Below are 11,763 nucleotides of genomic sequence, written 5' to 3'. Positions count from 1 at the left end.
CGTCGAATGCGAGAATTTCGGCGATCCGGGGCGATTCTCGCCGGTAGGGGGAGCGCGACGTCGAACAAGCGTGTAGCTTCCGGGGGCATCCTGGGGTGCGTTGTCATGGGGGGTTGGTTGTTCGATGGGAGCGCGGCTGATGGTGGTCGACGACCACCGATTGCTCGCCGAGGCGTTGGCCTCGGCGTTGAAGCTGCGGGGGCACCGGGTGCTGGCGGCGGCCGCGCCGGCGGCCGGCGCCGCGGATCTGGTGATCAGCAGGGCGCCCGAGGTGTGTCTGCTGGGGACGGCGGCGCCCGCGGCGGCGGGAGCGTTCGATCCGGTGGTGAAGATCAAGCGGGAGCGGGCGCAGGTGGCGGTGGTCGTGCTGGGACCGGTGCCGTCGCCGCGGGGCATCGCGGCGGCGTTCGCGGCGGGGGCGTCGGGGTACGTGCGGCACGACGAGCGCATCGAGGGGGTCGAGCGGGCGATCACGAAGGCGCGGGCGGGGGAGGCCGCCGTGGCGCCGCAGTTGCTGCAGGGGGCGTTCGGGGAGCTGCTGAATCCTGCGGCGCAGCCGGACGACGAGGGCGCGCGGCTGCTGCGGATGCTGACGCCTCGGGAGGCGGAGGTGCTGGTGCGGGTCGCCGACGGGGAGGACACCCGGCTGATCGCGGCGGGCATGGGCATCGCGCCGTCCACGGCCCGGACGCATGTCCAGCGCGTCCTGATGAAACTGGGCGTGGGCTCCCGCCTGGAGGCGGCGGCTCTGGCCGCCCGGACGGGCCTGCTGGACCGGGCGGGGCCGGTGGGGGGCGGCGCCTAGGCCCGCGGCGCGGGGCCCGGTCCGGTGGGGGTGCGGGTGTGGTGCCCGCGGCGCGGGGCGGGCGGGATGCCTGCGGCGCCTGTGCGGCTTCGGCGGGGGCGGGCGGAGCGCCCGCGGTGGGTGGACCGGGGCCGCGTCGGGGGTGTCCGTCCTCGGACCGGCGCGGATCACGTCTCCCGGGAAGGCGAGGGCGCGGACGCGCCGGCCGCCGCGGGTGGCCACCGCGCCCCGCCCCCTCCCCGCCGTACGCCGCCACCCGTCTTCCTCCCCGCGGCCAGCGGCTCACCACGCCGACCGCTCCCGCGGGCAGTCGTGACACTGGGGCGATGGGGAGGCTCCGGGGGGAGGCACCCCGCGGGCGCCGGGGCGCGCGTCCCGTGCAACCCCGCCTACTCCTCCCGTTCCCCCGGAACGGCGTCCGGCGGCGGCGGAGCCGTCGGCCTGAGCTTCAGCCAGAGGAGGAACAGCAGGCCCAGGACGAGCATCCCCAGCCCCGTCCAGAGGTTGATGTTGACGCCCTCCGCCTTGTCGAGGTCCGCGTCGGACGCGGTGAGGCCCGCGATCGTGACGATCACGCCGTACACGACGAACAGTCCGCCGATGATCCGCCGGATGTCGAACAATCGTGCGGCCGTCGTGGACCTGGTCTCCAGCTCGGAGACCTCCTGCTGGAGTTCACGCTCGGAGTAGTGCTCGGACATGTTCTCTCCATCCTCCCGCGGTCAGAACGAGAACGGGATGTAGCAGGCGGCGGCCAGGATCACCGCACCCCAGCCCAGCAGCGCCGGCTTCCGGTACCACGCGTCGTCGCCCTCCGCGGGCGGTTCCGCCATGCCGGGGGAACGCGTGCCGTAGACCAGGCCCTCGAGTTCCTCCGCCGGCTTGGGGGCCGTGAAGAGCGACACGGCGACCATGACCACCGCGCCCGCGACGAAGCCGGCGATCGCGGAGACGAAGTTGGCGCCCTGGTCGGAGGGGATGTCGATGATGCCCTGCTTGTAGATCCAGAAGTAGTTCACCATCGCGGCGGTGGTGCCGGCGAGCAGGCCCCAGAAGCCGGACTTCATGGACGCCCTCTTCCAGAACATGCCGATGATGAAGACCACGAACATCGGCACGTTGAAGAAGGAGAACAGCGTCTGCAGGTAGCTCATGATGTTCGAGAACGAGGACGCGAGGAAGGCCGTGCCGATGGAGGCGAGGACACCGATCGCGGTGATCAGGCGGCCGAAGCGGACGTAGTACTCGTCCTCGCGGTGCTTCACCACGTACTTCGCCCAGATGTCGGTGGTGAAGACGGTGTTGAAGGAGGAGACGTTGGCCGCCATGCCGGCCATGAACGCGGCCAGCAGGCCGGTGACGGCGATGCCCAGGACGCCGTTGGGCAGGAGCTGCTGCATCAGGTACGGGATCGCGTCGTTGTACTGCAGGTCCGAGTCGGCCGTGCCGATCGCCGGGACCAGCACGGCGGCGACCAGGCCCGGGATCATCACCAGGAACACGATGAAGATCTTCGGGAACGCGGCGATGAGCGGGGTGCGCTGGGCCGCCGAGAGGTTCTTGGCGGACAGGGCGCGCTGCACCTCGGCGAAGTTCGTCGTCCAGTAGCCGAAGGAGAGGACGAAGCCGAGGCCGAGGACGATGGTCAGCCAGTTGGCGCCGAGCGGGTTGTCGCTGCCGATGCCGGTGCCGCCCCAGGCGGTCATGAAGTCGTCGCCGCGCGCCTGGGTGAGGGAGTCGGACAGGCCGTCCCAGCCGCCCACGCTCTTCAGGCCGAGCACCGTGATCGGGATGAGCGCGGCGAGGATGACGAAGAACTGCAGGACCTCGTTGTAGATCGCCGAGGACAGACCGCCGAGGGTGATGTAGGCCAGGACGAAGAAGCCGGCGACGACGATCGCCACCCACTGCGGCCAGCCGAGGAGGGCCTCGACCACGATCGCGAGGGCGTACAGGTTCACGCCGGCGATCAGGATGGCCGCCGCCGCGAAGAGGCCCGAGCTGAGCAGGTGGGCCGCCTTGTCGAAGCGCAGCAGCAGGAACTCGGGGACCGAGCGGACCTTGCTGCCGTAGTAGAACGGCATCATCACCAGGCCCAGGAAGACCATCGCGGGGATGGCGCCGATCCAGTACCAGTGGGTCGTGTAGACGCCGTACTGGGCGCTGTTGGCCGCCATGCCGAGGATCTCGGTGGCGCCGAGGTTGGCGGCGATGAAGGCCAGACCGGTGACCCAGGCGGGCAGGGAGCGGCCGGACAGGAAGAAGTCGAGGCTGGTCCTGACCGAGCGGCGGGCGGCGAAGCCGATGCCCAGCACGACGACGAAGTAGATCCCGAGGATCGTGTAGTCCAGCCAGTTGGTGGGGAGTCGAAGCTCTGCGGCCAGGTATGTGGGGGTTTGCATACACACTCGCTTCGTTCGCGAACTGATCCGGTGCGGAACCCATGCCTCGGTGTTCGATTGCCGAACACTTCCCGTGATGTTCTTTGTTTGATCGTGACGAGCGGGGCTCGCTGGTGGGTTGTGATGTGTTATGTTTATTTGTGTTGAGTGATGGGTGGGTGTAGAGGAGTGCGGCAGTGAAGAAGACCTCGACCCGGCTGGCCGACGGCCGCGAGCTCATCTACTACGACCTGGGCGACGACACCGTCCGCGACGCCGTCGACCGCCGTCCTCTGGACGCCACCGTCACCACGTCCGAGATCCGCCGCGACGTGCTGCTGGGCGACTCCGTCGCCATCGCCTCCCACCGTCAGGGACGCACCTATCACCCGCCGGCCGACGAATGTCCGCTGTGCCCCTCCGAGGGCGACCGGCTGAGCGAGATCCCGGACTCGTCGTACGACGTGGTCGTCTTCGAGAACCGTTTCCCCTCGCTGGCCGGGGACTCGGGCCGGTGCGAGGTCGTCTGCTTCACCTCCGACCACCACTCCTCCTTCGCCGGTCTGAGCGAGCGGCAGGCGCGGCTGGTGCTCGACGCCTGGACCGACCGGACCTCCGAGCTGTCGCATCTGCCCTCCGTCGAACAGGTCTTCTGCTTCGAGAACCGGGGGGTCGAGATCGGCGTCACCCTCCAGCACCCGCACGGGCAGATCTACGCCTACCCCTTCACCACCCCCCGCACCGCCCTGACACTGCGCCAAGTGGCCGCACACAAGGAGGCGACGGGCGGTGAGAACCTGTTCGACGCCGTACTGGAGCGGGAGCTGGCCGACGAGCGGATCGTCCTTGAGGGTGAACACTGGGTGGCCTTCGTGCCGTACGCGGCGCACTGGCCCTACGAGGTCCACCTCTACCCCAAGCGCCGGGTGCCCGACCTGCTCGGACTGGACGAGGCGGCGCGCGCGGAGTTCCCCCGGGTGTACCTGGAACTCCTGAAGCGCTTCGACCGGATCTTCGACGGGCGGGACGGGGGGAAGGAAGGCGGGGGCGAGCCCCCGACGCCGTACATCGCGGCCTGGCACCAGGCCCCGTTCGGCACGCTGGAGGAGTTCGACGGCGTCACGCGCGACGACTTCGCGCTCCACCTCGAGCTTTTCACCATCCGCCGTACGTCCGGCAAGCTGAAGTTCCTCGCGGGCTCCGAGTCCGGCATGAACGTGTTCATCAACGACGTGCCGCCGGAGCGCGCGGCCGAGCGACTGCGAGAGGTAGCGAGTTCATGAGCGGGAAGTACCTGGTGACGGGCGGGGCCGGTTACGTCGGCAGTGTCGTCGCCCAGCATCTGCTGGAGGCCGGCCACGAGGTCGTCGTGCTCGACAACCTCTCCACCGGGTTCCGGGAGGGCGTTCCCGCGGGCGCGTCGTTCATCGAGGGCGACATCCGCGACGCGGCCAAGTGGCTGGACCCCTCCTACGACGGCGTGCTGCACTTCGCCGCGTTCTCGCAGGTCGGCGAGTCGGTGGCGAAGCCGGAGAAGTACTGGGACAACAACGTCGGCGGCACCATGGCGCTGCTCGGCGCGATGCGCGAGGCGGGCGTGCGCCGGCTCGTGTTCTCCTCCACGGCGGCGACGTACGGCGAGCCCGAGCAGATCCCGATCGTCGAGTCCGCGCCGACCAGCCCCACCAACCCCTACGGCGCCTCGAAGCTCGCCGTCGACCACATGATCACCGGTGAGGCGGCGGCGCACGGACTGGGCGCGGTCTCCCTGCGCTACTTCAACGTGGCCGGCGCCTACGGACGGTACGGCGAGCGGCACGACCCCGAGTCGCACCTCATCCCGCTCGTGCTGCAGGTGGCCCAGGGACGGCGCGAGGCGATCTCCGTCTACGGCGACGACTACCCGACGCCCGACGGCACCTGCGTGCGCGACTACATCCACGTCGCCGACCTGGCCGAGGCCCATCTGCTCGCCCTGAGGGCCGCCGCGCCCGGCGAGCACCTGATCTGCAACCTCGGCAACGGCAACGGCTTCTCCGTCCGCGAGGTCGTCGAGACGGTCCGCCGGGTCACCGGCCACCCGATCCCCGAGGTGGTGGCCCCCCGCCGGGGCGGCGATCCGGCGGTCCTGGTCGCGTCGGCCGCCACCGCCCGCGAGAAGCTGGGCTGGAACCCGTCGCGCGCCGACCTCGCGGGGATCGTCGCGGACGCGTGGGAGTTCGCGCAGCAGCGCGCCGAGCAGGCCGAACAGGCCGAGTAGAACGTCACGAAGGAGCAGGGGTCAGGGCATGAGCGAGTCCAGCGAGACCGTCGCGGGGGCCGTCGCCGAGCGGTTCGAGGAGCTGTACGGGGCCGCACCGGACGGGGTGTGGGCGGCACCGGGCCGGGTCAACCTCATCGGCGAGCACACCGACTACAACGACGGCTTCGTCATGCCGTTCGCCCTGCCGCACACCGCGGTCGCCGCGGTGTCCCGGCGGGACGACGGCGTCCTGCGGCTGCACTCCGCCGACGTGGACGGGCCGGTCGTGGAACTGACGGTCGACGCCCTGACCCCCCAGTCCGACAAGCGGTGGACCGCCTACCCGGCGGGCGTCGTGTGGGCGCTGCGCGAGGCCGGACACCCCGTCACCGGCGCCGACGTCCACCTCGCCTCGACCGTCCCGGCGGGCGCGGGCCTGTCGTCCTCGGCCGCCCTGGAGGTCGTCGTCGCGCTCGCCCTGAACGACCTGTTCGGCCTCGGTCTGCGCGGCTGGCAGCTGGCCCGGCTGTCCCAGCGCGCCGAGAACGTCTACGTCGGCGCCCCCGTCGGCATCATGGACCAGACGGCCTCGGCCTGCTGCGAGCCCGGCCACGCCCTGTTCCTCGACACCCGTGACCTCTCCCAGCGCCAGATCCCCTTCGACCTGGCCGCCGAGGGCATGCGCCTGCTCGTCGTCGACACCCGGGTCAAGCACAGCCACAGCGAGGGCGAGTACGGCAAGCGCCGCGCCGGCTGCGAGAAGGGCGCGGCCCTGCTGGGCGTCGACGCCCTGCGGGACGTCCCGCACGCGGAACTGGACGCGGCGCTGGAGCGGCTCGGCGACGAGGAGGAGGTCCGCCGGCTGGTCCGGCACGTGGTGACGGAGGACGAGCGGGTCGAACGGGTCGTCTCCCTGCTGGAGTCGGGCGACACCCGCGCCATCGGCCCGGTGCTCGTGGAGGGCCACGCCTCGCTGCGCGACGACTTCCGCGTCTCCTGCCCCGAACTCGACCTGGTGGTGGAGACCGCCGTGGCCTCCGGCGCCCTCGGCGCCCGCATGACCGGCGGCGGCTTCGGCGGCTCGGCCATCGTCCTGGCGGAGGAGACGGACGTCCCGGCGGTCACCAAGGCGGTGGAGGAGGCCTTCGCGGCGGCCGGCTTCAAGACCCCCCGGGTCTTCGAGGCGGTGCCGGCGGCGGGCGCGCGGCGGGTGCGCTGACGGCCGGCGAGGGACACGTCCGAGCCCCGCGCCGGCGAGGACTCCGGTGGGAGCGGGTGCCGGGGCGGAGGGCCGCCCCGGCACGGCGCCGCGGGCAGGGGCCGGGCGGGGAGCAGCGGCGGGGCCCGGACGGCGGCGCGGTCAGCCCAGCCGCTTCGTCAGCGTGTACTCCGTGATCCCCGGCGGGTAGTCGGGGATCACGCACACCACCTCGTAGCCCTGCCGCTTGTAGAACTCCGGGGCCTGGAAGTCCCAGGTCTCCACGCGGGAGGCCGTGCAGGCGCGTTCGGCGGCGGCGACGCGTTCCGCCTCCGCGAGGAGGCCGGAGCCCAGTCCCGCTCCCCGGTGGCGGGCGTCGACCCACAGGTAGGTCACGTGCAGCCAGGCCGTCCAGGTGTGGCCGACCAGGCCGCCCGCGAGATCACCGTTCGCGTCCCATGCCCACACGTGCAAAGGCGTCTCGCGTTCGCCCGGGGTCCCGCGCAGCGCGCGCAGGACCGGTGAGGCCGCCGTGTTGGTGTCCCTCAGCCTCTTGTGGAGCAGATCACGTCGGGCCATGTCGACTTCTGTCTCAAGACGAAACATGCGGCTCACCATAAACGCGCGAGGCCGCCAGTTCTGCAAATAACCTTCCGCTCCCGGCCCCCGCCCGTACGCTGATGGACAGCGCCGGTGGGGGCCGGCGCCGTTCAGGGGGCGAGACGGTCGGGTACGGCGTCCGAGGCGGGGGCGGCGGTTGTCGCGCGGCGGCGACCGTGCGGCTGCGGCGGCCCGTCCTGCGTCCGGTGAGTGAGTGACAGGGGCCTCGGCGTCGTACCCGCGCCGGTGTCGTCCTCCGACGATGGGGTGATCCCCCGCTCCGGAAGGAGCGTGGGGGAGGGGGGTTTCGTGGTTCGCATTCGAGTCCTGGTCGTCGACGACCACCGCATCTTCGCCGAGTCACTGGCCGCGGCCCTGGCCGCGGAGCCCGACGTCGACGTGTCCGCGGCGGGCAGCGGCCCGGCCGCGCTGCGCTGTCTGGAGCGGGCGGCCGCCGAGGGACGGCGGTTCGACGTGCTGCTCGTCGACGCCGACCTGGGCGGCAAGGCGCCGGCCGTGCCCGTGCAGGCCGTCGACGAGGACGGACTCGTCGACGGGATCACGCTGGTCACCGGGGTGCGATCGACGCAGCCGCAGGTGCGGGTCGTCGTCCTCGCCGAGAAGGACGATCCGGCCCGGGCCGCGCTCGCGCTGCAGGCGGGGGCCTCCGGGTGGGTGGCCAAGGACTGCTCGCTGAGCCGGCTGCTCACCGTCGTCCGAGGGGTGCTGCGCGACGAGACGCATCTGCCGCCCGCACTGCTGACGGGCGTGCTGCGGGAGCTGACCGCCGCCCGGCGGCACCGCACGGAGAGCGAACGGCTCGTGGAGTCCCTGACCCCGCGCGAGCGGGAGGTGCTGCGGTGCATGGTCGCGGGGCTGGGGCGCAAGGCGGTCGCCGAGCGCCTGTACCTGTCCCCGCACACCGTACGGACCCATATGCAGAACGTCCTCGGGAAGCTGGGGGTGCACTCCACCCTCGCCGCGGTGGCCCTCGCCCGGCGGGCGGGTGTCGGGCCCGCCGACCTAACCGGGGACGTTGTCGAACGGGGCGGTCAACTGGCGTAGCAGTCCTGCCAGTTCGGCGCGCTGGGCATGGGTGAGTTCCGCGAGGATCGCCCGCTCCTGCGCCAGCAGCCCGGCCAGTGCCTGGTCGGCGCGGTCGCGGCCCTCCTCCGTGAGCCGGACCAGGACACCGCGCCGGTCACTGGGGTCGGGCAGCCGCTCCACCAGGCCCTTCTTGGCGAGGCGGTCGATGCGGTTGGTCATCGTGCCCGAGGTGACGAGCGTCTGCGTGAGGAGCTGTCCCGGAGAGAGCTGGTACGGGGTGCCCGCGCGGCGCAGCGCGGTCAGGACGTCGAACTCCCAGGACTCCAGGCCGTGCTCGGCGAAGGCGAGCCGGCGCGCCCGGTCCAGGTGCCGGGCCAGCCGGCTCACCCGGCTCAGCACCTCGAGCGGTTCCACGTCGAGGTCCGGGCGCTCCCGGCGCCACGCTGCGACCAGCCGATCGACCTCGTCCTCCATGACGATCAGTGTAGTGGTTGTGTCGACGTGAAGTCTCTTGATGTCGAGCTTCTTGACATCGAGATGGATGGAGGGTGACGCTGGACATCCGACCCTCCGCACCGCACCGGGAGGCCTCGTGCCCACCACCGACCCCACCTGGGACCCCGCCCAGTACCTGCGCCACGCCGGTCACCGCACCCGGCCCTTCACCGACCTGCTCGCCCGGATCCCGGAACTCCCCGGGGAGCCGGCCCGCATCGCCGACCTCGGCTGCGGCGCCGGCAACGTCACGGCCCTGCTCGCCGAACGCTGGCCCACCGCCCGCATCACCGGCTACGACAACTCGCCCGAGATGCTCGGCAGGGCCCGCGCCGACCACGAGGGCGGCGGGCTGGACTTCGCCCACGCCGACGTCCGCACCTGGGTGCCGGAGGGGCCGTACGACCTCATCGTCAGCAACGCCACGCTGCAGTGGGTCCCGGGGCACGTGGAGCGGTTCCGCGACTGGCTCGAAGGGCTCGCTCCCGGCGGCGCCTTCGCCTTCCAGGTCCCCGGCAACTTCGACGCCCCCAGCCACGCACTCATGCGGGAACTGGCCGCCTCCCCGCGCTGGCGCGACCGCCTGTCCGGCGTCCTGCGCCACGACGACGCCGTGCTCCGGCCGGAGGCCTACCTGGAGCACCTGACCGGCCTCGGCTGCACGACCGACGCCTGGGAGACCACGTACGTCCACCTGCTGACCGGGCAGGACCCGGTCCTCGACTGGGTCGGGGGCACGGGCCTGCGTCCCGTCCTGACGGCTCTGGCGGACGATCCCGAGGCCCGCGACGCGTTCGTCGGCGCCTACCGGTCCGCCCTGCGAGCGGCCTACCCGGCCGGCCCGCACGGCACCCCGTTCCCCTTCCGCCGCGTCTTCGCGGTCGCCGTCAAGGAGGCGTGATGCTCACCGCCGTCGACCACGTGCTGCTCGCCGCCCCGCCCGGCTCCGAGGAGCGGCTGCGCGCCTACTACGCCGGTGTCCTCGGCATGACCGAGACGCCGAAGCCGCCGGCCCTGGCGGCGCGCGGCGGCTGCTGGTTCGAGGCCGGGGACGTACGGCTCCACCTGGGCGTCGAGCACGACTTCCGGCCCGCGAGGAAAGCCCACCCCGGCCTGAGGGTGACCGGCATCGAGGCGTACGCCGCCCGCCTGGCCGCCCACGGAGCCCCCGTCACCTGGGACGACAGCCTCCCCGGCCACAAACGCTTCTACTCCGACGACCCGGTGGGCAACCGGCTGGAGTTCCTGGAGCCCCGCTAGGACTTCCGGTGGCCTATCAGCCGCGGCTTCGGCTCCAGGCCGTCCAGCCCGTGCCACGCCAGGTTGACCAGGTGGGCCGCCACCTCCGCCTTCTTCGGACGGCGCACGTCCAGCCACCACTGGCCCGTCAGCGCGACCATCCCGACCAGGGCCTGCGCGTACAGCGGGGCCAGCTTCGGGTCGAAGCCGCGGGACTTGAACTCGCGGACCAGGATGTACTCCACCTGGGTGGCGATGTCCGAGATCAGCGAGGCGAAGGTGCCCGTCGACTGGGGGATGGGGGAGTCACGGACCAGGATGCGGAAGCCGTCCGTGTACTCCTCGATGTAGTCCAGCAGCGCGAACGCCGCCTGCTCGCACAGCTCGCGGGGATGACCGGCCGTCAGCGAGCCCGTCACCATGTCCAGCAGCCGCCGCATCTCGCGGTCCACCACCACCGCGTACAGGCCCTCCTTGCCGCCGAAGTGCTCGTACACCACCGGTTTGGAGACCCCGGCCCTCGCCGCGATCTCCTCCACCGACGTGCCCTCGAAGCCCTTCGCCGCGAACAGGGTGCGGCCGATCTCCAGCAGTTGCTGGCGGCGCTCCGCACCGGTCATCCGGGTGCGACGCACTCGCCGCGGCTTGTCATTGCTCGGGGTGCTGCTCGAGTCGGTCGCCACGGCGACCATCATGCCGCCTCGGCGGTTTCCTTCCCTCGCCGGGCGTCGCCTTCCGCGGTGTTACGGCGCGAATCGATACGCGAGCGTGACGGCCACCGCACGTCGTACGCCCAGCCCAGCCGCTCGAACCAGCGGATCAGACGGGCGGAGGAGTCCAGCTGCCCGCGCTCCACACCGTGCCGCGCGGACGTCGGGTCGGCGTGGTGCAGGTTGTGCCAGGACTCACCGCAGGACAGCACCGCCAGCCACCACACGTTGCCCGAACGGTCCCGCGACTTGAAGGGGCGCTTGCCGACCGCGTGACAGATCGAGTTGATCGACCACGTCACATGGTGCAGCAACGCCACCCGGACGAGTGACCCCCAGAAGAACCCGGTGAACGCACCCCACCACGACATGGTGACCAGACCGCCGATCAGCGCGGGCAACGCCAGCGACAGCGCCGTCCACAGGACGAACTGCCGGGAGATCGCCCGCAGCGTCCGGTCCTTGACCAGGTCCGGCGCGTACTTGTCCTGCGGCGTCTGCTCCTCGTCGAACATCCAGCCGATGTGCGCCCACCACAGGCCCTTCATCAGCGCCGGAATCGTCTCCCCGTACTTCCACGGCGAATGCGGGTCGCCCTCGGCGTCGGAGAACTTGTGGTGCTTGCGGTGATCGGCCACCCACCGCACCAGCGGCCCCTCCACCGCCATCGAACCGGCGATCGCCAGCGCGATCCTCAACGGCCGCTTCGCCTTGAACGAACCGTGCGTGAAGTGCCGGTGGAAACCGATGGTGATGCCGTGGCAGCCGAGGAAGTAGAAGAAGACCAGCAGACCGAGGTCCAGCCAGCTCACCCCCCATCCCCACGCCAGCGGCACCGCCGCCACCAGCGCCAGGAAGGGGACGATGATGAAGAGCAGCAGCGTGATCTGCTCGATGGAGCGCTTGTGCTCGCCGCCCAGCGTGGCGGAGGGCGCCGCGTCGTCGGGCCCGGGTCGTTCCGTAGCTTCGTGCAGCACATCGGAGCCTGAGGTCATGCGTGTTCCCTGTGGGTATGTGGACTGGGGCGGGTGCCCCGCCTCCGGAAA

At 71.6% G+C, this 11,763-nt stretch carries 13 protein-coding genes; 7 read left to right on the top strand and 6 right to left on the bottom strand.

What is annotated here, in order from left to right; all coding sequences use genetic code 11:
- The first annotated feature begins 124 nt into the window (after window positions 1-124).
- Window positions 125-805 (top strand): helix-turn-helix transcriptional regulator, encoded by a 681-nt coding sequence (locus ACZ8ZB_RS14225; protein WP_470738088.1) that lies wholly within the window; start codon window positions 125-127, stop codon window positions 803-805.
- Between the two features lie 389 nt (window positions 806-1,194).
- Here ACZ8ZB_RS14225 and ACZ8ZB_RS14220 read toward each other — a convergent pair whose 3' ends face one another.
- Both ACZ8ZB_RS14220 and ACZ8ZB_RS14215 read right to left on the bottom strand, forming a co-directional pair.
- On the bottom strand, window positions 1,195-1,506 hold the full coding sequence (locus tag ACZ8ZB_RS14220; RefSeq protein WP_470738087.1) for a hypothetical protein: 312 nt from the start codon (window positions 1,504-1,506) through the stop codon (window positions 1,195-1,197).
- Between the two features lie 21 nt (window positions 1,507-1,527).
- Window positions 1,528-3,207: a sodium:solute symporter family protein gene (locus ACZ8ZB_RS14215; protein ID WP_470738086.1), complete on the bottom strand. Its 1,680-nt coding sequence runs from the start codon at window positions 3,205-3,207 to the stop codon at window positions 1,528-1,530.
- Window positions 3,208-3,383: 176 nt separating this feature from the next.
- Here ACZ8ZB_RS14215 and galT point away from each other — a divergent pair, with 176 nt between their 5' ends.
- The 3 genes from galT to galK are packed head-to-tail and all read left to right on the top strand — an operon-like array spanning window position 3,384 to window position 6,647.
- Window positions 3,384-4,469, top strand: coding sequence for a galactose-1-phosphate uridylyltransferase (gene galT, locus ACZ8ZB_RS14210; protein ID WP_470738085.1), 1,086 nt, complete (start codon window positions 3,384-3,386; stop codon window positions 4,467-4,469).
- A complete protein-coding gene (galE, locus tag ACZ8ZB_RS14205; RefSeq protein WP_470738084.1) occupies window positions 4,466-5,446 on the top strand; it encodes a UDP-glucose 4-epimerase GalE in 981 nt (326 codons plus the stop codon). Before galT ends, galE begins: the two co-directional genes overlap by 4 nt.
- Window positions 5,447-5,474: 28 nt before the next feature.
- Window positions 5,475-6,647, top strand: a complete 1,173-nt coding sequence (gene galK / locus ACZ8ZB_RS14200; RefSeq protein ID WP_470738083.1) for a galactokinase — start codon at window positions 5,475-5,477, stop codon at window positions 6,645-6,647.
- A gap of 141 nt (window positions 6,648-6,788) precedes the next feature.
- Here the strand turns inward: galK and ACZ8ZB_RS14195 are convergent, their stop codons facing one another.
- Entirely contained in the window at window positions 6,789-7,244 is a 456-nt protein-coding gene (locus ACZ8ZB_RS14195; protein ID WP_470738082.1) for a GNAT family N-acetyltransferase, read from the bottom strand.
- 291 nt (window positions 7,245-7,535) lie between these two features.
- Here ACZ8ZB_RS14195 and ACZ8ZB_RS14190 point away from each other — a divergent pair, with 291 nt between their 5' ends.
- Entirely contained in the window at window positions 7,536-8,291 is a 756-nt protein-coding gene (locus ACZ8ZB_RS14190; RefSeq protein WP_470738081.1) for a LuxR C-terminal-related transcriptional regulator, read from the top strand.
- Here the strand turns inward: ACZ8ZB_RS14190 and ACZ8ZB_RS14185 are convergent.
- Complete coding sequence (locus ACZ8ZB_RS14185; protein WP_470738080.1) at window positions 8,250-8,747, bottom strand: MarR family winged helix-turn-helix transcriptional regulator; 498 nt, start codon at window positions 8,745-8,747, stop codon at window positions 8,250-8,252. The genes ACZ8ZB_RS14190 and ACZ8ZB_RS14185 overlap by 42 nt on opposite strands.
- 118 nt (window positions 8,748-8,865) lie before the next feature.
- Here ACZ8ZB_RS14185 and ACZ8ZB_RS14180 point away from each other — a divergent pair, with 118 nt between their 5' ends.
- Complete coding sequence (locus ACZ8ZB_RS14180) at window positions 8,866-9,669, top strand: trans-aconitate 2-methyltransferase (protein WP_470738079.1); 804 nt, start codon at window positions 8,866-8,868, stop codon at window positions 9,667-9,669.
- Window positions 9,669-10,028 (top strand): VOC family protein, encoded by a 360-nt coding sequence (locus tag ACZ8ZB_RS14175; protein ID WP_470738078.1) that lies wholly within the window; start codon window positions 9,669-9,671, stop codon window positions 10,026-10,028. Before ACZ8ZB_RS14180 ends, ACZ8ZB_RS14175 begins: the two co-directional genes overlap by 1 nt.
- Here ACZ8ZB_RS14175 and ACZ8ZB_RS14170 read toward each other — a convergent pair.
- Window positions 10,025-10,702 (bottom strand): TetR/AcrR family transcriptional regulator, encoded by a 678-nt coding sequence (locus tag ACZ8ZB_RS14170; RefSeq protein ID WP_470738077.1) that lies wholly within the window; start codon window positions 10,700-10,702, stop codon window positions 10,025-10,027. The genes ACZ8ZB_RS14175 and ACZ8ZB_RS14170 overlap by 4 nt on opposite strands.
- Window positions 10,699-11,712 (bottom strand): acyl-CoA desaturase, encoded by a 1,014-nt coding sequence (locus tag ACZ8ZB_RS14165; protein ID WP_470738076.1) that lies wholly within the window; start codon window positions 11,710-11,712, stop codon window positions 10,699-10,701. Before ACZ8ZB_RS14165 ends, ACZ8ZB_RS14170 begins: the two co-directional genes overlap by 4 nt.
- Window positions 11,713-11,763 lie beyond the last annotated feature (51 nt).

The organism is Streptomyces sp. 12E, from assembly GCF_055633275.1.
Note: the sequence above shows the minus strand (reverse complement) of the source record. Positions and strands in the feature narration are given on the sequence as shown.

What these genes read in the sequence shown, in the direction of transcription:
- ACZ8ZB_RS14225 (WP_470738088.1), top strand. Translation starts at nt 125, where the DNA reads ATGGGAGCGCGGCTGATGGTGGTCGACGACCACCGATTGCTCGCCGAG.
- ACZ8ZB_RS14220 (WP_470738087.1), bottom strand. Translation starts at nt 1,506, where the DNA reads ATGTCCGAGCACTACTCCGAGCGTGAACTCCAGCAGGAGGTCTCCGAG.
- ACZ8ZB_RS14215 (WP_470738086.1), bottom strand. Translation starts at nt 3,207, where the DNA reads ATGCAAACCCCCACATACCTGGCCGCAGAGCTTCGACTCCCCACCAAC.
- galE (WP_470738084.1), top strand. Translation starts at nt 4,466, where the DNA reads ATGAGCGGGAAGTACCTGGTGACGGGCGGGGCCGGTTACGTCGGCAGT.
- galK (WP_470738083.1), top strand. Translation starts at nt 5,475, where the DNA reads ATGAGCGAGTCCAGCGAGACCGTCGCGGGGGCCGTCGCCGAGCGGTTC.
- ACZ8ZB_RS14195 (WP_470738082.1), bottom strand. Translation starts at nt 7,244, where the DNA reads ATGGTGAGCCGCATGTTTCGTCTTGAGACAGAAGTCGACATGGCCCGA.
- ACZ8ZB_RS14185 (WP_470738080.1), bottom strand. Translation starts at nt 8,747, where the DNA reads ATGGAGGACGAGGTCGATCGGCTGGTCGCAGCGTGGCGCCGGGAGCGC.
- ACZ8ZB_RS14175 (WP_470738078.1), top strand. Translation starts at nt 9,669, where the DNA reads ATGCTCACCGCCGTCGACCACGTGCTGCTCGCCGCCCCGCCCGGCTCC.
- ACZ8ZB_RS14170 (WP_470738077.1), bottom strand. Translation starts at nt 10,702, where the DNA reads ATGATGGTCGCCGTGGCGACCGACTCGAGCAGCACCCCGAGCAATGAC.
- ACZ8ZB_RS14165 (WP_470738076.1), bottom strand. Translation starts at nt 11,712, where the DNA reads ATGACCTCAGGCTCCGATGTGCTGCACGAAGCTACGGAACGACCCGGG.